18 protein-coding genes are annotated in these 18,218 nt (G+C 52.8%); 9 read left to right on the top strand and 9 right to left on the bottom strand.

Features of this window, described 5'->3' with window-relative positions:
• Window positions 1-8: 8 nt before the first annotated feature.
• The 9 genes from murG to mraZ all read right to left on the bottom strand — a co-directional run bounded on the left by murG (window position 9) and on the right by mraZ (window position 10,405).
• Entirely contained in the window at window positions 9-1,103 is a 1,095-nt protein-coding gene (gene murG, locus FW415_RS23990) for an undecaprenyldiphospho-muramoylpentapeptide beta-N-acetylglucosaminyltransferase (protein WP_148389635.1), read from the bottom strand.
• 44 nt (window positions 1,104-1,147) lie between these two features.
• Window positions 1,148-2,314, bottom strand: a complete 1,167-nt coding sequence (locus FW415_RS23985; RefSeq protein ID WP_148389634.1) for an FtsW/RodA/SpoVE family cell cycle protein — start codon at window positions 2,312-2,314, stop codon at window positions 1,148-1,150.
• Window positions 2,315-2,334: 20 nt separating this feature from the next.
• On the bottom strand, window positions 2,335-3,669 hold the full coding sequence (murD, locus tag FW415_RS23980) for a UDP-N-acetylmuramoyl-L-alanine--D-glutamate ligase (protein ID WP_148389633.1): 1,335 nt from the start codon (window positions 3,667-3,669) through the stop codon (window positions 2,335-2,337).
• Complete coding sequence (gene mraY, locus FW415_RS23975; protein ID WP_148389632.1) at window positions 3,669-4,922, bottom strand: phospho-N-acetylmuramoyl-pentapeptide-transferase; 1,254 nt, start codon at window positions 4,920-4,922, stop codon at window positions 3,669-3,671. Before mraY ends, murD begins: the two co-directional genes overlap by 1 nt.
• A gap of 18 nt (window positions 4,923-4,940) precedes the next feature.
• Window positions 4,941-6,407, bottom strand: a complete 1,467-nt coding sequence (locus tag FW415_RS23970) for a UDP-N-acetylmuramoyl-L-alanyl-D-glutamate--2,6-diaminopimelate ligase (RefSeq protein ID WP_148389631.1) — start codon at window positions 6,405-6,407, stop codon at window positions 4,941-4,943.
• Window positions 6,408-6,448: 41 nt separating this feature from the next.
• Window positions 6,449-8,551: a penicillin-binding protein gene (locus FW415_RS23965; protein WP_148389630.1), complete on the bottom strand. Its 2,103-nt coding sequence runs from the start codon at window positions 8,549-8,551 to the stop codon at window positions 6,449-6,451.
• 34 nt (window positions 8,552-8,585) lie between these two features.
• Complete coding sequence (locus FW415_RS23960; RefSeq protein ID WP_246858852.1) at window positions 8,586-8,951, bottom strand: FtsL-like putative cell division protein; 366 nt, start codon at window positions 8,949-8,951, stop codon at window positions 8,586-8,588.
• Window positions 8,952-9,016: 65 nt separating this feature from the next.
• Window positions 9,017-9,925: a 16S rRNA (cytosine(1402)-N(4))-methyltransferase RsmH gene (gene rsmH / locus FW415_RS23955; protein ID WP_148389629.1), complete on the bottom strand. Its 909-nt coding sequence runs from the start codon at window positions 9,923-9,925 to the stop codon at window positions 9,017-9,019.
• A gap of 9 nt (window positions 9,926-9,934) precedes the next feature.
• A complete protein-coding gene (mraZ, locus tag FW415_RS23950; RefSeq protein WP_148389628.1) occupies window positions 9,935-10,405 on the bottom strand; it encodes a division/cell wall cluster transcriptional repressor MraZ in 471 nt (156 codons plus the stop codon).
• Between the two features lie 389 nt (window positions 10,406-10,794).
• Between mraZ and FW415_RS23945 the strand changes: the two genes are divergently transcribed.
• From FW415_RS23945 to FW415_RS23905, 9 genes are all read left to right on the top strand, one after another.
• Complete coding sequence (locus FW415_RS23945) at window positions 10,795-11,598, top strand: outer membrane protein assembly factor BamD (protein WP_246858851.1); 804 nt, start codon at window positions 10,795-10,797, stop codon at window positions 11,596-11,598.
• Window positions 11,567-11,908: a DNA-directed RNA polymerase subunit omega gene (locus FW415_RS23940; RefSeq protein WP_148389626.1), complete on the top strand. Its 342-nt coding sequence runs from the start codon at window positions 11,567-11,569 to the stop codon at window positions 11,906-11,908. Before FW415_RS23945 ends, FW415_RS23940 begins: the two co-directional genes overlap by 32 nt.
• Before the next feature lie 67 nt (window positions 11,909-11,975).
• On the top strand, window positions 11,976-13,172 hold the full coding sequence (gene coaBC / locus FW415_RS23935; RefSeq protein WP_148389625.1) for a bifunctional phosphopantothenoylcysteine decarboxylase/phosphopantothenate--cysteine ligase CoaBC: 1,197 nt from the start codon (window positions 11,976-11,978) through the stop codon (window positions 13,170-13,172).
• On the top strand, window positions 13,165-14,094 hold the full coding sequence (locus FW415_RS23930; protein ID WP_148389624.1) for a DUF4835 family protein: 930 nt from the start codon (window positions 13,165-13,167) through the stop codon (window positions 14,092-14,094). The genes coaBC and FW415_RS23930 overlap by 8 nt, the downstream gene beginning before the upstream one ends.
• Window positions 14,095-14,105: 11 nt before the next feature.
• A complete protein-coding gene (locus FW415_RS23925; protein ID WP_148389623.1) occupies window positions 14,106-14,558 on the top strand; it encodes a DUF4296 domain-containing protein in 453 nt (150 codons plus the stop codon).
• A gap of 81 nt (window positions 14,559-14,639) precedes the next feature.
• Window positions 14,640-15,332 carry a CoA transferase subunit A gene (locus FW415_RS23920; RefSeq protein ID WP_148389622.1) on the top strand — a complete coding sequence of 231 codons (693 nt, stop codon included), beginning with the start codon at window positions 14,640-14,642 and terminating at the stop codon, window positions 15,330-15,332.
• A gap of 4 nt (window positions 15,333-15,336) precedes the next feature.
• Entirely contained in the window at window positions 15,337-15,993 is a 657-nt protein-coding gene (locus tag FW415_RS23915) for a 3-oxoacid CoA-transferase subunit B (RefSeq protein WP_148389621.1), read from the top strand.
• A 42-nt stretch (window positions 15,994-16,035) separates the two neighbouring features.
• Entirely contained in the window at window positions 16,036-16,839 is an 804-nt protein-coding gene (locus tag FW415_RS23910; protein WP_168208961.1) for an aminotransferase class IV, read from the top strand.
• A 19-nt stretch (window positions 16,840-16,858) separates the two neighbouring features.
• Window positions 16,859-18,181 (top strand): deoxyribodipyrimidine photo-lyase, encoded by a 1,323-nt coding sequence (locus FW415_RS23905; protein ID WP_246858850.1) that lies wholly within the window; start codon window positions 16,859-16,861, stop codon window positions 18,179-18,181.
• Window positions 18,182-18,218 lie beyond the last annotated feature (37 nt).

Here is an 18,218-nt window from a genome sequence, read left to right as displayed (position 1 = left end):
GAACTGTATTATTTGATCAGCCCCAGCACTGCCCGGGCGATGGTCATATCCGCATTCATATTTCCCAGCGGCGCAATATTCGCTTCCAGCTGCTGCATCAGCGCCTTGTTCTGTACAAGGCTGAGCGCTTCATTGGCAAGCCGTGCGCCGGCTTCACTATCCTTTATCATCAGCGCGGCCTGTTTATTGACGAGGCTGAGCGCGTTCTGTGTCTGATGGTCTTCCGCCGCAAAAGGATAAGGCACGAAGATCACCGGTTTTTTCACCACACAGATCTCTGCGATGGCGAGGGCTCCCGCGCGGGAGATCACCGCATCCGCCGCTTTGTAGGCAAAGTCCATCACATTGATAAAATCGTGGACCTTCACATGCGTGGCATATTGCGCGGCCGCTGCTTTGGCGGTATCGTAATACAGCTTGCCGGTTTGCCAGATCAGCTGTATGTCCTTATTCACAAAATCAGCCAGGTGAGGCAGCAATGCTTCGTTGATGGACCTGGCGCCCAGGCTGCCGCCAACGGCAAACAAAGTAGGTTTGCCTTTCGCCAGGCCGAAATGCAGCAGGGCTTCTTCCCGGGATACGGCGCTTTGTGTGATGGCGCCGCGGACGGGGTTGCCGGTCTGCAGTATCTTTTCAGGAGGAAAGAATTTTTCCATCCCGTCGTATGCCACACATATCTGCTGCGCCTTACGGCCCAGTATCTTGTTGCTTTTCCCTGCCCAGGAATTTTGTTCCTGTATGAGGGTGGGAATACCGCGGCGCTGTGCCTGCTTCAGTATGGGGAAACTGGCATATCCGCCTACGCCTACGGCTACATCCGGTTGAAATTTGTCCAGCACCTTTCCTGCATGACGCAGGCTTTTCAGCAGCTTGAACGGCAGCAGGAGATTCTTCAGCATATTGCTGCGGTTAAAACCGGCGATCTCCAGGCCTTCTATCGGATATCCTGCCTGCGGCACTTTCTCCATCTCCATTTTTCCTTTGGCGCCCACAAAGAGAATATCCACATCCGGCTCCAGCTTGCGGAGCGCGTTGGCAATAGCAATGGCCGGGAAGATATGTCCTCCTGTACCGCCGCCTGCTATGATCACTTTGTGTGCCAAATCAAATTCATTTATATATTAACGCGAACGTTTACACGCTTTTTTTATGCCGCTACGGCCACATTGGCCATCTCCTGCTTTCCTTCTGTTTCTTCCACATGCCGGGATACGCTGAGGATAATTCCGATCGCCAGGCTGGTAAAGATCACGGACGAGCCTCCCATGCTTACCAGCGGAAGGGTGAGACCGGTTACCGGCAGCAACTGCACATTTACCGCCATATGCATCAACGCCTGTATGACCAGTGTAACGCTAAGCCCGAGCGAGAGGAATGCCCCGAATGCAAACGGGCATTTCTTGAATATCCGGATGCTTCTCAGCAACAGCAGGAGGTAGGCGCTCAACACCAAAAAGGCGCCAAAGATACCATACTCCTCCAGAATAATGGCATATATAAAATCGGAATACGGATGCGGTAAAAAATTCCGCGCCGTACTGTTGCCCGGTCCTTTGCCCAGTGTGCCTCCACCGGCTATGGCGATATTGGCCTGCTGCACCTGGTAAGGCACATCGCTGTCTTCTTTGCTGAAGAAGCTTTCCACCCTTTTTTCCCATGTGGCCGTACGGCCCTTGTTGCCGGATATGCTGGCAATGAAGAACATCAGCAGCACCAGCACCACTACGCCTGCGACCATTGCCGCCAGGTATTTCAACGGTACACGGCCGATAAAGCAAACCAGCATGCAGCTGGCGCCCAGCAGCAATGCCGTACTCATATTGGCCGGCATGATCAGCGCACAGATAATGACGATCGGTACGATGATCGGCAAAAATCCTTTCCTGAAATCCGTGATCATCTGCTGTTTGCGGGATAGTTGCCTGGACACGTACATGAACAGGGCAAGCTTCGCAATGTCCGAGGTCTGGAAGGTCAGGTTAATGACCGGAAGCCGGATCCAGCGGCTGGCGTCATTCAGATTGGAGCCAAAGGCCAGTGTGTACATCAGCAGCGGGATAGATACCAGGAAGCCGATCTGCGCCACCCTCGAATAGATCGTATAGTTCACGCGGTGCGCAAAATAGATGATCATCAATCCGAGAATGAGTACGGACAGTTGTTTGAAAAGGTAGTACTCGGTATGCCCGCTGTACACCCGGTATGCCAAAGAGCCTGTTGAACTGTACACCGCCAGCAAACTTACTGCAGACAGGAAGAACACGATCGTCCAGATCACCTTGTCACCTTTCGTCCTATGGAGTAAGTTGTTCACGGGCGTTGTTGTTTGTTTGATTAAAGTTCTCTTACTGTTTCCTTGAACATGCGGCCTCTTTCTTCATAATTCCTGAAGAGGTCGAAGCTTGCGCAGGCAGGGGAGAGCAGTACTACGTCACCTTTTTCGGCCATCTGGAAAGCAGCCGCCACGGCATCTTTCATATTGTCCGTATTCACCATTACCTCCATGTCTTTGGACAAGGCTTCGTGTATCGGGCGGTTGTCCACCCCCAGGCAAATGATCGCTTTCACTTTCTCGCGCACCAGCTCACGGATGGCGCTGTAGTCGTTGCCTTTGTCCACTCCGCCCATGATCAGCACCACCGGGCGTTCCATACTTTCCAGTGCGAACCATACGGAGTTCACATTGGTAGCCTTGCTGTCGTTTATGAAGTCCACGCCGCGCACGGTGGCTACATATTCCATCCGGTGCTCCAGCCCGCTGAAGGTGCTGAGGCTGTCCCGGATCTTTTCCTTCCGTATATCCATCGTGCGGCCTGCAATTCCTGCTGCCATTGAATTATACATGTTGTGCTTACCTTTTAATGCCAGGTCGTACATCGACATAATAACCGGTTCGTCTTTCACCTGGATATTCACCTGGTCGTTCGCAATAAATCCACCTTCGTTCAAATGTTCCATAATGCTAAAAGGTATTGGTTCTGAATAAATGGGTTTCTTCTCTAAGTAATTCCTGATCTCCGGATCGTCTTTACAGTAAATGAAATAATCTTCTTTCGTCTGGTTCATGGCTATGCGGAATTTTGACGCCACATAGTTCTCCATTTTATAATCGTAGCGGTCCAGATGGTCCGGTGTGATATTCAGCAGGATGGCAACATCCGGTTTGAAATCACGTATATCGTCCAGCTGAAAGCTGCTGATCTCCACGATATAATAATCGGCAGGCTGGATGGCTACCTGGCGGGCGTAACTGACACCGATATTGCCCACCAGCGCGGCATCCAGTCCGGCTGTTTTAAAGATGTGGTAAGTAAGCGCCGTTGTGGTGCTTTTACCATTGCTTCCCGTGATGGCAATGATCTTTTTGTCTTTACTGAAACGCCAGGCCAGTTCTATCTCCGAGATCACGGGAACGCCGTATTCCCGCACCTTTTTCATCAATTCCGACTTTTCCGGAATGCCCGGGCTCTTCACAATTTCATCCGCACCGAGTATGATATCCCAGGAGTGGCGTCCTTCTTCGAAAGGGATGTGATGTACCGCCAGTTCCTGTTTATAAATATCTTTGATCTGTCCGCCGTCGGATACAAACACGTCGTATCCTTCTTTTTTCCCTAAAAGGGCCGCACCAATGCCGCTTTCCCCGGCGCCGAGTATAACGAGTTTCACTAGCGCATTTTTAATGTTGCAATGGCAAATACCGCGCACATCACCGTCACGATCCAGAACCGCACTGCGATCTTGCTTTCATGATACCCCAGTTTCTGGTAGTGATGGTGGAGGGGGCTCATGAGGAACACCCTTCTGCCTTCACCGTATTTTCTTTTCGTGTATTTGAAATAGGATACCTGTATCATGACGCTTAAATTCTCTACCAGGAAGATGCCGCAGAAAATGGGGATCAGCAGTTCTTTCCGGATGATAATGGCGAGAGATGCGATGATACCGCCGAGGGCCAGGCTGCCGGTATCGCCCATAAATACCTGAGCGGGGTAGGCATTGTACCAGAGGAAGCCTACGCATGCGCCCACAAATGCGGCGATGAAAATGGACAGCTCGCCCAGATTGGGGATGTACATGATATTCAGGTACTCCGCAAACTGGATGTTGCCGCTCACATAGGTAAAAATGCCAAGACAGATACCGATGACGGCGGAGACGCCCGTTGCCAGACCATCCAGCCCGTCCGTGAGATTGGCGCCATTGGATACGGCGGTAATGATCAGGATGACGATCAGGATGTAGAGGATGAAGGTGTATTTCTCCGCGCCAGGCCCCATCCAGGAAATCAGCTTTGAATAGTTGAACTCGTGATTTTTAACGAAGGGGATGGTGGTGATAGGCGTTTTTACGTCCACGAACCTTTGTCCGTCCTGCGTTACCCGCTCGCTGCTGCGAACCACCACTTCGGATGGGGAGAGCTTTTTGCCGTTCATTATTTCCCGGGAGATCACTACGTTTTCATTAAAGTAGAGGGTAGAGCCAACGATAATGCCGAGGCCCACCTGGCCCAGTATCTTGAACCTGCCGGCCAGCCCTTCTTTATTCTTTTTGAATACTTTGATATAATCGTCGATAAAACCGATGATGCCCAGCCAGATGGTGCAGAGCAGGATCAGCAGAATGTACACGTTCATGACCCGGGCGAACAGCAGGGTAGGGATCACCATGGCAGCGAGAATGATAAGGCCGCCCATGGTGGGAGTGCCCTTCTTGCTGTGCTCACCGGCGAGGCCGAGGTCCCGGATCACTTCACCGATCTGCTTGCGCTGCAGGTATCGCACGATCGTCTTGCCCAGCAGCAGGGAGATCACGAGCGACAGCAGCAGGGCCATTGTTACGCGGAATGTGATGTACTGCCACATGCCGGTGCCGGTGTAGTTGAATTCCGTTTTTAAGTAGTTGAACAGGTAGTATAACATATCGTGATCTCTCCTTGATTATTTTTCCAGCATCACCAGCATTTCTTCCAGCACTTTTTTATCGTCGAACGGGTGTTTGACACCGTTGATATCCTGGTATTTTTCATGTCCTTTACCGGCAACGAGGATGATATCTTCCTGTCCGGCGAAACTGCAGGCGGTCTTGATGGCCTCCCTGCGGTCTGCGATGGAAATGGTCTTTTTCCGTTGATGGACCGGCACGCCGGCTTCCATCTGGTGGATGATAGCGGCGGGATCTTCGGTCCGCGGATTGTCCGAGGTGAAGATCACCTTGTCGCTGTGTTCTGCCGCTACTTCGGCCATTACCGGCCGTTTGGCGGTATCCCTGTCGCCGCCGCAGCCTACTACGGTGATCACCTGGCCATTTCCCTGCCGGAGGTTCTTTATCGTAGCGAGCACATTCAGCAATGCGTCAGGGGTGTGTGCATAGTCAACAATACCGATGACGCGCTCTTTTGGCGAAATGAAGTAATCAAAACGGCCTTCCGCTCCTTGACTAGCGCTGAGGATAGCCAGTGCTTCGTCTTTATCCACACCCAGCAGCACAGCCGCGCCGTACACCGCCAGTATGTTGTATGCGTTGAATTCACCGATGAGGCGGAAATGCACTTCCCTTTCCGCGATATGCATGACCAGGCCGGTGAGGTTGTTCTCCAGTATCTTTCCCTTGAAATCCGCCATACTGCGCAGGCTGTAAGTGGCTTTACGGGCTTTGGTATTCTGCAGCATCACGTTGCCCCGCTTGTCGTCCAGGTTCACCAGCGCAAATGCATCAGCGGGCAGCCCGTCGAAGAAGGCTTTTTTTACACGGATGTATTCATCGAAGGTCTTGTGGTAGTCCAGGTGATCATGCGTGATATTCGAGAAAATGCCCCCGGAGAATTTCAGGCCCGCTATGCGTTGCTGATGCACGGCATGGGAGCTTACTTCCATAAAGGCATATGTACATCCCTGTTCCACCATGTTCGCCAGCAGCGCGTTGAGGCTGACAGCATCCGGTGTGGTGTGGGTAGCCGGTATAACGGTATCGCCTATCTGGTTCTGAACGGTGGATAACAGGCCGCAGCGATAGCCCAGCCCGCTAAACAAACGGAACATCAGCGTGGCGATGGTGGTTTTGCCGTTGGTGCCCGTAATGCCCACCAGTTGCAGTTTCCGGGAGGGGTTATCATAGAAGTTGCCGGCCATGATGCCGCCGGATTGCGCGCTGTTGCTCACCTGCACATAACATACTTCGGGAGACAGGGTATCCGGCAGGGATTCGCAGATCACTGCCGCTGCGCCCTGTGTGATGGCTTTGGCGATGAACTGGTGACCGTCTGCGGCAGCGCCCCGGATGGCAATGAACGCATCGCCGGCCTGGATCTGCCGGGAGTCTATGCTCAAAGCGCGCACGGCAATATCGGTATTGCCCTGCACGGCCAGGATGTTGACATTATATAATATTTCCCGCAGTGATAACATTCATTATTGTTGTTGAGCAGAGGAACGAGTTGTCCGTTCCATCAGCTTAGTTCTATGATGATCGTTTGTTCTTTATTGATACGGCTTCCACCGGCCAGGGATTGTGCGGAAACTTTTCCCGCTCCCCTGATCACAACGCGCAGGCCTGCGTTTTCCAGCAGGTAAAGCGCATCCTTCAGCCCCATTCCCTTCACATCCGGTACAATGCCGGGCCCTTGTTCCAGGCTCCGGAAGCTGACCTTTTTATCTTTTATTTCCGGGCGCACCCAGTTGGAACTGGTCAAACTCCCCTGCCAGGGCAGGTTCAGCGCCTGAACAATGCTTTTCCATTCGCTGCCCTTGCCGCCTTTCATGGCCATCAGCGTATCCAGCCCGGGTGTGCCGCGAACGGGCCTGGGCTTTTGTACGGCGAGGGCATATAATTTATCCGCCACTTCCCGGAACACCGGTCCGGCTACTGTACCGCCGTAGAACTTCGCCGCATGCGGCCTGTTCTTGATCACGACCACGCAGGTGTACTGCGGATCATCGGCAGGGAAGTACCCGGCGAAGGAGGATTGGTAGATCTTGTCCGCATACCCCCGGTTGCCATTGGCTACGAGCGCAGTGCCTGTTTTACCGGCAATGCGGTAGTAGGGCGTTTGCAGCTTGGTGGCCGTACCGTTCAGCACTACCCCTTCCAGCATATCCCTTAGCTGGGCGAGTGTGCGGGAAGAGCAGATGCTGTCCATCAGTACCACCGGTTCAAATGCTTTCACCGGTTTGCCGTATTCCATGATCGCGTTCACGAGGTATGGCCGCATCATTTTTCCGTTGTTGGCCACTGCGTTGTACAGCATGGCTGTTTGCAGCGGGCTTTGCAATACTTCATACCCGAAAGCCATCCAGGGTAGCGTGGTGGCGCTCCATGTGCGGGATTCGGTGGTCTTGATCACCGGTCTGCCTTCGCCTACCAGGTCGATGCCTGTTCTTTCGTTCAGGCGCAGCCGGGAGAAATGGGCGGCGAAGTCATTCGGCTTCTTGTAATAATATTGGTACGCCAGCTTTGCCATGCCTACGTTCGAGCTGCGTTCGAAAGCTTTTTTGACGGACACGGTGGTAAAACGGTGCGGCTCGGAATCATACACTGTTCTGCGACCTATTCTCCAGGTGCCGTAGTTCAGGTCTACCGTGGTGTTCGGCGTCACGAACCCGTCTTCCAGCACGGCGATCATGGTAGCCAGCTTGAAGGTGGAGCCCGGTTCGCCTACCTGCAGGGCGTAGTTCATATCTTCCCAGTAGCTGCCGTCTTTTTGACGGCCCAGGTTGGCGATGGCTTTGATCTTGCCGGTCTTTACTTCCATCAGGATGCAGGTGCCGTGCTCTGCCTGGTTCTGCACCATCATGTTCATAAGCGCGTTCTCGGCAATGTCCTGCATATTCACGTCCAGGGTGGAGATGATGTCTTTGCCGTTCTCCGGTTCGATGTCATATCCTTCCACCGGCATATAGGTACCGCCCGCAATGCGGCGCATGAGGCGTTTTCCGGTAATGCCGTTCAGCTGATCGTCGTATGTCCTTTCCAGGCCTACGTTCTGTGCGTTTGCACGGGCGAGGCCGATGGTGCGGTTGGCGAGCAGTTTGAAGGGATTGATGCGCTTGTTCTTCGTTTCCGCGATGAACCCGCTTTTGTTGCGCCCGAGGCGGAACAACGGAAAATTGCGCATGGCCTGGTATTCATCGAACTTCACTTCTTTCTTCAGGAGGAAATAGCGGTCCCGGTTGCGGTAGCCTTCCTGCAGCGTTCTTTTGTATGCGGCGGCAGAGCGGTCCCGGAAAAGGTTGGCGAGGCAAACGGAAAGCGAATCCACATTCTTTTTGAAAACGTCTTCTTTTTTGTCCAGGAGGCCATCCGCTCTGAAATCGATGCGTATATCAAAGTAGGGGATGGAGGTGGAGAGCATACGGCCTTCTTCGGAGTAGATGGTGCCGCGGTCCGCATCCAGGTCCATATAAGCGGTATGCAGACTGTCCGACATGCTCCGCCAGTAATCGCCTTCCACATGCTGGATGAAGAAGACCCTGGCAAGGATAGCCACAGCGAAGAGCGCCATGCCGATAAAGCACAGGTACGCACGCCATAGTATGTCTTTTTTGATCTCCATTGCCGGGTTAGTCAGTTTATATCTTGATTATAAATTATTGCTCCGTTTGTTTCACCTCTATCCGTTGCGGGGGGGTGTTCAGCTCTTTCAGTCCCAATGGTTCCACCGCTTTGCTGACTTCGCTCAGTTTGCTCCGGAACATCAGCTCGCTTTTTACGCTCAGGTATTCCCATTTCAGTTCCCTGATCTCCCGGCTGAGTTTGTTGATGCGCCGTACTTTCTTTTCCGCGAGGTGGCTGTTGGCGATGTACACCAGGGCCACGAATGCCAGGAAGAGCAGGAAGGACAGGTTTTGCGTGATCAACCGGTAGTTGATCCGCAGGCGCCATTCTTTTCTGGGTTCCTGGGGCAGAGATGCTGCGGCAGTTTCGTTTATATCCTTTTCTTCTTCCTGCGACACGTGCTAAGATTTGAATATTAATGCGTTCGGTAAAACAGGGTATAGGATGGACGTAACGTTTCCGGCTATATTTTTTCTGCTACCCGCAGTTTTGCGCTTCTGCTCCGCGGGTTGGCTTTCAGTTCAGCAGCTGTGGCGGTTACCGGTTTTTTGGTCACCAGCCGGAATAGCTTTGCCGGGGTTTCGAAGCTGTAGGGATTTTCATCCGTGGTATCGAAACTGCCAGCTTTCATATAGTTCTTCACCAGCCTGTCTTCCAGTGAGTGGAAGGTGATGATGGCCAGTCTGCCTCCCGGTTTGAGCGCCTGTTGAGCCTGTATGAGCAGGTCTTTCAGGGCGCCCAGTTCGTCATTCACTTCGATGCGGAGGGCCTGGAACACCTGGGCCAGGTATTTGGCAGGGTTGCCTTTTACGATGGGCTGTATCAGTGACTTGAATTCGCTGATGGTCCGGAGCGGATGTGCCTTGCGCAGCTGTACGATCGTTTTGGCCAGGGTGCGGGAGTTGGTGACTTCCCCGTAGTCCTGGAACAGTTGCAGCAGGCGCTTTTCCGGATAGGTTTGCAGGATGTCCGCTGCCGTGAGGGCGTTGCGGGTGTCCATGCGCATATCCAGGTTGCCATCGAACCGGGTGGAGAATCCCCGCTCACCGGTATCGAACTGATGGGAGGAAACGCCGAGGTCCGCCAGAATGCCATCCGCTTCCAGGGCTTTGTGCAGCTTCAGGAAGCGATGGAGGTGGCGGAAGTTCTCCCGGATGAAGGTTACCCTGTCGTCCGCGATCCGGTTACGCCATGCGTCCTCGTCCTGGTCAAACACGATCAGCCTGCCCTGTGGGCCGAGCTGCGCGAGTATGGCGCGGGAATGTCCGCCGCCGCCGAAAGTGGCATCCACATAGATGCCGTCCGGCCGGATATGTAAATGCTCCACAACTTCGTGGAGCAGGACGGGCTGATGGTATGGTGATGTTTCCATATGCCTCGTTTACAATCCTCCCGGGATTGGCGACTCTCCTGACATAACCTGTTGCGCCAGGCTGCTGAAGTCTTCCGGTGAAAAATTATCAAAGAACTCCTGGTACTTACTTTTATCCCAAATTTCGATCTTGTTGTTTGCGGATGCCAGCACGATATCTTTATCCAGCCCTGCATGCGCCATCAGGTTCTTCGGTATGTTGAGCCTGCCGGCGCTGTCCAGCTCCAGGATGGTTGCACCATTGAGAAAATAGCGGCGGAATTCCCTAACTTTCGGATCAAAATCATTCAACTTGGCGATCTTTTCCTGGATAGGCTGCCACTCGTTCATCGGGTACAGTGTCAGGCACTTTTCGAAACCGCGGTTCAGCACGAACTGGTTGCCCGCACTTTCTGCTATCTGCCGTTTAAAACCGGCAGGGAGCAGGAAGCGTCCTTTTGCGTCCAGCGTTGCTTCATATTCACCAAGAAAGCCTGTCATGTTTCGAATTAGTACTTGATTTCCATTTTCTAACACAAAATAACACTTTTTCCCACTTTTAACCGAAAAAATGCATTATATATTTTTTCCACAGGAGAATTATGGGGCGTATATTGGGTTGCAGGGTCGGAATGTGAAAGGGGATGTGGATAGTTGATATTGTTATGTGGATAAAATGTTAGTAGTGTGAGTAAAAATGTTGATAATCCTGCGAGTGCTAGCAGGCGGACTTGCAGCCGGATGTTCGGCCGGTCTGCCGGTATAAACCCCGCATCCGGCCATTTTTGCAAAACTTTAACGGGCGCTTTCTTCCGCTTTATTAATATTTGCGTTTAATTCGTACCTTTGCGATTCTTTTTATGAGGAAAATTCTCTTATACACTGGCCTTTTGGCTATTCTGGCTGGCGCTGCTTCCTGTAACCGGGAACTGAGGCGCATCGAAAAAAGCAACGACCTGGAACAGAAACTGGCGTATGCGGACAAAATGTACGAAAAGAAGAAGTACCAGATGGCGCAGACGCTGTATGAGGAACTGATTCCTATCTTTAAAGGCACCGAGAAGTTCGAAGGCCTTTATTACAAGTACGCTTATTGCTCTTTCTACCTGCGGGACTATACGCAGGCGGCCTTCCATTTCAAGAATTACCTGGAAGCACTGCCCAGCAGTCCCCGTGCCATGGAGGTAGACTACCAGCAGGCATATTGCTATTACAAGCTCTCCCCGAAGGTGCCGCTGGACCAGACGAATACCATGAAGGCGATTTCCGCCATGCAAACGTATATCAACTCTTATCCCAATTCGGACAAGACCGCCGAGGCCAATGTGGTGATAGAACTGCTGCGCCGCAAGCTGGAAAAGAAGGATTTCAATGCCGCCGAGCTGTATTACAACCTCGGGCACTACAAATCCGCCGGCGTTTCCTTCCAGAGCCTGATGAGGTCTTACCCGGATTCGGATAAAAGCGATAATTACAAGTATATGGCCATCAAAGCCTACTACCTGTACGCCAAGAACAGCATCCTGCCCCGGCAGAAAGAGCGTTACGAGACCGTGGTGAACGAATACCTGGAGTTTACGGACCGCTATCCTTCCAGCAAATTGAAGGATGATGCCGAAAAATATTATAACTTAGCAAAAAATAACATTAAATCCCTGGAAAATGAGCAAGATAAAAAGAAGTCTGTCCAGTAGCATGAATCCCTGGGTAGAGACCAGGAATACGACGGACATCAAGAACAGAACCGGTAACCTGTATGAGTCCATTGCCATTATTGCCAAAAGGGCAAACCAGATCAATATTACCGTAAAGGAGGAACTGCATTCCAAACTGGAAGAGTTCGCCAGCCATACGGATAACCTGGAGGAAGTGCACGAGAACAAAGAGCAGATAGAGATCTCCCGTTTCTACGAAAGACTGGCCAATTCTGCTATTCAGGCCACCAACGAGTTCCTGGATAACAAGATCTATTTCCGTAAGAACGATGATGATCTGTATAGCTGATCTTCATTAAAAATACTAACTTCATAGCGGCAGAATATTGTAATTCTGCCGCTTTTGTTTTGTTCGTATGTTACAAGGGAAAAAAATTCTACTGGGTGTTACCGGCAGTATTGCCGCCTACAAGGCTGCCTTGCTCGTGCGGCTGCTGGTAAAGGAAGGGGCTGAAGTGAAAGTGATGATGACGCCGGCTGCCTGCGAGTTCATTACGCCGCTCACCCTGTCCACTTTATCGAAGCACGAGGTTGGCGTACACGTCAGCGAGAACGGCAGCTGGAGCAATCATGTGATGCTCGGCCGCTGGGCGGATGTCATGCTGATCGCTCCGGCCTCCGTGAATACCATTGCCAAAATGGCCAACGGCATCTGTGATAACCTGTTGCTGGCCGTGTATCTCTCCGCCACCTGTCCGGTATTGTTCGCACCCGCGATGGATGAGGACATGTGGCTGCATCCCGCTACCAAAGCGAATATCTCCAAACTTATTTCGTACGGCCATCGTCAGTTGCCTGTGTTTAAAGGGGAATTGGCCAGCGGTCTTTTCGGGGAAGGCAGAATGGCCGAACCGGAAGACATCGTGACCTATGTGCGCGATTTCCTGGGCGGCAGCCGTCCCCTTGCCGGCAAAACAGCCCTTGTATCCGCGGGCCCCACACAGGAGCCGATAGATCCCGTGCGTTTCATCAGCAATCATTCCAGTGGAAAAATGGGGATTGCACTGGCGGAAGCGCTCGCCGAAGCAGGCGCCAAAGTGCAGCTCGTGCTGGGCCCTACACCGCTTTCCACCGGTCACGCGGGGGTGAGCATCACCCGTGTGGTGACCGCCGCCGAGATGTACGACAACTGCCTGCGCTTGTCGCCCGGAACGGATATCATGGTGATGGCCGCGGCGGTGGCGGATTACCGGCCCCGTACCGTGGCGGATATCAAGATCAAGAAGAAGGATGATGATATGAGCATTGCGCTGGAGCGGACGGCGGACATTGCCCGTACCCTTGGTGAACAAAAGAAGAACGGCCAGCTGCTGATCGGTTTTTCCCTCGAAACCAACAATGAAAGGGAATATGCGTTAAAGAAGTTAAAGGACAAGCATATGGACATGGTGGTGCTGAACTCCCTCAACGATGCCGGCGCCGGATTCAACCATGATACCAATAAAGTGACGCTGCTGTCCTCCAACGGAAACGAAAAGGCCCTTCCGCTCTTGTCAAAACAGGAAGTTGCCCGCAACATAGTTTTAGCCATAATTGAACTGCAACATGCTTAGACATCTCCGTACCCTGCTGTTATCCTGCCTGTGCCTGTGCTGCGCTGCCGTTGCCCATGCGCAGGAGCTCCGCGCCAATGTATCCGTTCAGGCCGGTCCGAAGCTCAGTACGAATACCGACCGGAAAGTGCTGACAACGCTGCAGGGCGCATTGTCCGAATTCATCAACAACCGTCGCTGGTCAGACGATGCGTTTACACCAGCGGAACGGATAGAATGCAACTTCCTGCTGAATATCACGGATGCCCTTGGCAACAACACCTACAAGGCTACGCTCACCATACAGGCCATCCGCCCGGTATTCAATGCCAGCTACGCTTCCAGCCTGCTGAACACGCAGGACGGGAACCTGGTGTTCAAATACGTAGAGTTCCAGCCGCTGGAATTCAATGAACAGCGGATCACGGGGAATGATCCCCTCGTCTCCAACCTTACCGCTACGGTAGCTTACTACATCAATATCATCCTGGGTATGGATTACGATTCCTTCTCCCCGCGCGGTGGCGATGTGTATTTCCGAAAGGCGCTGAACATCGTGAACAATGCGCCGGATGGCAGGGATATTGCGGGTTGGAAAGCCTTTGAGGGAAACAGGAACCGTTACTGGCTGCAGGATAACCTGCTCAATGTAAAATTCAGCCGTTTTCATGATGTCATGTACCAGTATCACCGTATGGGCCTGGATGTGATGTATGAAGATGTGAACAAGGGGAGAGCGGCGATCATGAATTGCCTGAACATGCTGATGGGCATCCATGAGGATGTGCCCAATTCCATGCTGATGCAGGTGTTCTTCAATGCGAAAAGCGACGAGCTGCTGAAGATCTTCACCGGTGCGCCGCCACAGGAAAAAGCCCGGGCGGCCCAGATGATGGCGCAGCTGGATATACCGAATGCCAATAAATATCAGCAATTAAGATAAAGATACATACGATGATGCGTAAGACAGCAGGAGCGCTTCTGTTCACTTTGCTGTTCGCCTGCGGGCAGGCGGACAGGGTGCCGGGAGATGTGCTGCCCAAAGAGAAAATGCGGGATATTTTGCTGGATATGAACGTTGCGGATGTGTACGGCCGGGAACAGACCGATACCGTGCATATTCCGGATTCCATCCGGGAGCAAAGGGTGAAGCAGTATTATGTGCAGATCCTTCAGATACATAAAGTGACGCGCGAGGAATTCATGCACAGCTACCGGTATTATGAAGCGCATCCTGACAAGCTGGAAAGCGTGTACAAGGCCATGCAGGAGATCGTGCAACGGAAGAAGACCGTACTGGATTCCCTGGAGCGGGTCAAAATGAATGCGCTGAACAGAACAGACCCCGTGAAGAAAGATACGATGCGCTGGCCCAACAAGGATATCAGAAAACTGATGCTTCCCTGACCGACTGAACACCAAAACGAGGAGCGGGCGGGGAAAGATCTTCCGGCCGTTCCGTCTGACCGTTTATAAATCGATGAAAAGATGAAAAAAGTTGTAGCAAACGCGGATGCTGCCATAGCAGACATCCCCAGTGGCGCCACGCTGATGCTTGGAGGCTTCGGTCTTTGCGGCATCCCGGAGAATTGCATCACTGCGCTGGTGCGCAAGGGCGTGGATGCCCTCACCTGTATCTCCAACAATGCAGGTGTGGATGATTTCGGACTGGGCCTGCTGCTGAAGACCCGCCAGATCAAAAAAATGATGTCTTCCTACGTAGGCGAGAATGCCGAATTCGAACGGCAGCTGTTATCCGGCGAGCTGGAAGTAGACCTTATTCCACAAGGCACCTTGGCCACACGCATTCAGATGGCCGGCATGGGTATCCCGGCATTTTTCACCCCGGCCGGTTACGGTACGGAAATAGCGGAAGGCAAGGAAACCAGGCATTTCGATGGAAAGGATTACCTGATGGAATTGGCCCTGCATGCGGACTTCGCCCTGGTAAAAGCCTGGAAGGGCGATACCATGGGCAATCTCGTTTTCCGGAAGACCACCCGCAACTTCAGTACCTCTATGGCCAAAGCAGGCCGTATCACTATTGCGGAGGTGGAGCACCTGGTGCAGCCGGGCGAGCTGGACCCCGACCAGGTACATGTGCCGGGCATCTATGTGCACCGCATCTTCCAGGGAAAGGATTATGAAAAACGCATTGAACGTAAAACCGTTAAAATCTGATCGTATGGCGCTCGATAAATATGGAATAGCAAAACGTATCGCACAGGAATTGCAGGACGGCATGTATGTGAACCTCGGTATCGGCATCCCTACGCTGGTATCCAATTTCGTTCCCGCCGGCATTTCCATTATGCTGCAGTCGGAAAACGGTATGCTGGGCATGGGCCCTTATCCTGCCGAAGAAGATATAGACGGCGATCTGATCAATGCCGGTAAAGAAACCGTTACCGTATTGCCGGGCGGATCATTCTTTGATTCCGCCGAGAGTTTCGGCATGATCCGTGCGGGGAAGGTGGACCTTACCGTGCTGGGGGCCATGGAAGTATCGGACAGCGGGGATATTGCCAACTGGAAGATCCCCGGCAAAATGGTAAAAGGCATGGGCGGCGCAATGGACCTGGTGGCTTCCGCACGGAATATCATTGTGGCCATGATGCATACCAACCCCAAAGGAGAAAGCAAACTGCTGCCGCAATGCACATTGCCGTTGACGGGTGTGCGCTGTGTGAAAAAGATCGTGACGGAACTGGCCGTGCTGGATGTAACACCGGAAGGGTTCCGTCTGCTGGAACGCGCTCCGGGCGTCAGTGTAGAGGAGATCAAAGCAAAAACGGCAGGCCGCCTGATCGTGGATGAGGCCGTGCCTGAAATGGTATTATAATTCGTAACTTACAGTATGCAATTGTGTTATAACGGAAAAATCATGGCGGCTGACAAGCCATTGCTGACCGTGGATAACCGCAGTTTCCGGTATGGTGATGGATGCTTTGAGACCATGAAAGTATATCAGGGGCAACTGTTGTTGGCGGACCTTCATTTTGAAAGGCTGATCGCCAGTATGCATATCCTGCATTTTCATATCCCCGCACACTTTACGAAGGAATATTTTACAGGGCTGATCCTGGAGCTTTGCCGGGAAAACGGCGTCAGCCAGCTGGCGCGCGTCCGGCTGACGGTCTGGCGCTCCGGCACGGGTTTTTACGGGCCGGTGGACCATCGCCCGGAATTTATGATCCAGTGCTGGTCTTTACCCAGGCATATTTTCGAACTGAATGAATCGGGCCTCAGCTTGGACGTTTTTCCCGATGCCGTTAAGAACGGCGACAAACTGTCCAACCTGAAATCCAACAACTGTCTGCCTTACGTTCTCGGTGCGCTGTATGCAAAGGAGCATCAGCTCAGCGAAGTGCTGTTGCTGAACCAGTACGGTCGCGCTGCGGACACTACCATCGCCAATATTTTCATCATACAGGGCAAACGGGTGATCACTCCGCCGTTGGCGGAAGGCTGCGTTTGCGGCGTGATGCGCAAGCATCTGCTGATGTCCGATCTGCCGTACAAACTGGAAGAACAGCCATTGACCCTACGGGATATCGAAAATGCAGACGAGGTCTTTCTCACCAATGCGATCTACGGCATCCGCTGGGTAGGTCAGTTCCGGGATACGAGTTACGGCAACGCCAATGTTGCTATTTTGCATGATCTGCTGTATGAGGCCTTGTTGTGAGTTGCGCCTTGGCTGATTTTTGAACCTGACCACTTTATCCACCATGCTCTCTCTCTGCTGGCTTCGCCGCGATCTCAGGCTTGACGACCAGGCTGCTTTATATCACGCCCTGCACAGCGGATACCCCGTTGTGCCGGTATTTGTTTTTGATACGAATATTCTCGATGACCTGGAAGACAAGGCTGACAGGCGCCTCCTGTTCATTCACGATGCATTGTCCGGCTTGCAGCGGCAACTGCAGGCAATGAACAGCACCCTCGATGTATTCCACGGCACACCGGAAGAAGCCTTCCTGCACTGGACCGCACGTTATGACGTGAAAGCGGTCTATACCAATGACGATTATGAGCCTTATGCGCGGGACCGGGATGCCGCCGTGGCGAAGCTGCTGGCAGCGCGCAATATTGCTTTTCACAGGTATAAGGACCAGGTGATATTCGCGAAGGATGAAGTCATGAAAGATAACGGTACGCCCTATACGGTATTTACGCCCTACAGTAAAAAATGGCTGTCAAAGCTGGATGCGTTTTTCCTGAAGTCATACCCTGTAGCGCAATACTACCGGCATTTCCACCGGCAGCAGGCGCTTCCGGTTCCGCCGCTGTCGTCCATCGGTTTCCGGGAAACGGAGCGGGATTTTCCGGACAACACACCGGAGCAGGCGCTGCTCGCGCATTACGACCAGACGCGGGATTATCCCGCGATGAACGGCACTTCGCGGCTGGGTGTGCATCTGCGGTTTGGCACCATCGGTATCCGCCAGCTGGCGCGGCAGGCAAGGCAGTTGAATGAGATCTTCCTGAAAGAACTGATCTGGCGGGAGTTCTACCAGATGATATTGTGGCATTTCCCGCATGTGGTCGGCGGTTCTTTCCGGCCGGAATACGACAAGATCGCCTGGCGGAATAATGAAAGGGAGTTTCAGCGCTGGTGCGAGGGGAAAACCGGTTATCCGATCGTGGATGCCGGGATGCGGGAACTGAATGCCACCGGGTACATGCATAACCGGGTACGCATGATCGTAGCGAGCTTTTTAACAAAGCATCTGCTGATCGACTGGCGATGGGGAGAAGCATATTTTGCGAAGAAACTGCTGGATTATGATCTGGCGGCCAATAACGGGGGCTGGCAATGGGCGGCGGGCAGCGGCTGTGATGCGGCGCCTTATTTCCGGGTATTCAATCCGGCGCTGCAAACGGAGAAGTTTGACAGGGACATGCGCTACATCCGGCGCTGGGTGCCGGAGGTGGATGAACTGGATTACATGTCATCTGCCATTGTGGAGCATAGCATGGCGCGGAAACGTGCGCTGGAGACTTACGGAAAGGCCTTGAAACAGTGATGCGGCTGCCCGTAGACCGGGCAACCGCATTTGTACA

The organism is Chitinophaga sp. XS-30 (assembly GCF_008086345.1).
Classification (GTDB): Bacteria; Bacteroidota; Bacteroidia; order Chitinophagales; family Chitinophagaceae; genus Chitinophaga.
This window is presented reverse-complemented; position numbering and strand designations above follow the sequence as displayed.

What these genes read in the sequence shown, in the direction of transcription:
- mraY (WP_148389632.1), bottom strand. Translation starts at nt 4,922, where the DNA reads ATGTTATACTACCTGTTCAACTACTTAAAAACGGAATTCAACTACACC.
- FW415_RS23970 (WP_148389631.1), bottom strand. Translation starts at nt 6,407, where the DNA reads ATGTTATCACTGCGGGAAATATTATATAATGTCAACATCCTGGCCGTG.
- FW415_RS23965 (WP_148389630.1), bottom strand. Translation starts at nt 8,551, where the DNA reads ATGGAGATCAAAAAAGACATACTATGGCGTGCGTACCTGTGCTTTATC.
- rsmH (WP_148389629.1), bottom strand. Translation starts at nt 9,925, where the DNA reads ATGGAAACATCACCATACCATCAGCCCGTCCTGCTCCACGAAGTTGTG.
- mraZ (WP_148389628.1), bottom strand. Translation starts at nt 10,405, where the DNA reads ATGACAGGCTTTCTTGGTGAATATGAAGCAACGCTGGACGCAAAAGGA.
- FW415_RS23940 (WP_148389626.1), top strand. Translation starts at nt 11,567, where the DNA reads ATGAGCAAGATAAAAAGAAGTCTGTCCAGTAGCATGAATCCCTGGGTA.
- coaBC (WP_148389625.1), top strand. Translation starts at nt 11,976, where the DNA reads ATGTTACAAGGGAAAAAAATTCTACTGGGTGTTACCGGCAGTATTGCC.
- FW415_RS23930 (WP_148389624.1), top strand. Translation starts at nt 13,165, where the DNA reads ATGCTTAGACATCTCCGTACCCTGCTGTTATCCTGCCTGTGCCTGTGC.
- FW415_RS23925 (WP_148389623.1), top strand. Translation starts at nt 14,106, where the DNA reads ATGATGCGTAAGACAGCAGGAGCGCTTCTGTTCACTTTGCTGTTCGCC.
- FW415_RS23920 (WP_148389622.1), top strand. Translation starts at nt 14,640, where the DNA reads ATGAAAAAAGTTGTAGCAAACGCGGATGCTGCCATAGCAGACATCCCC.
- FW415_RS23915 (WP_148389621.1), top strand. Translation starts at nt 15,337, where the DNA reads ATGGCGCTCGATAAATATGGAATAGCAAAACGTATCGCACAGGAATTG.
- FW415_RS23910 (WP_168208961.1), top strand. Translation starts at nt 16,036, where the DNA reads ATGGCGGCTGACAAGCCATTGCTGACCGTGGATAACCGCAGTTTCCGG.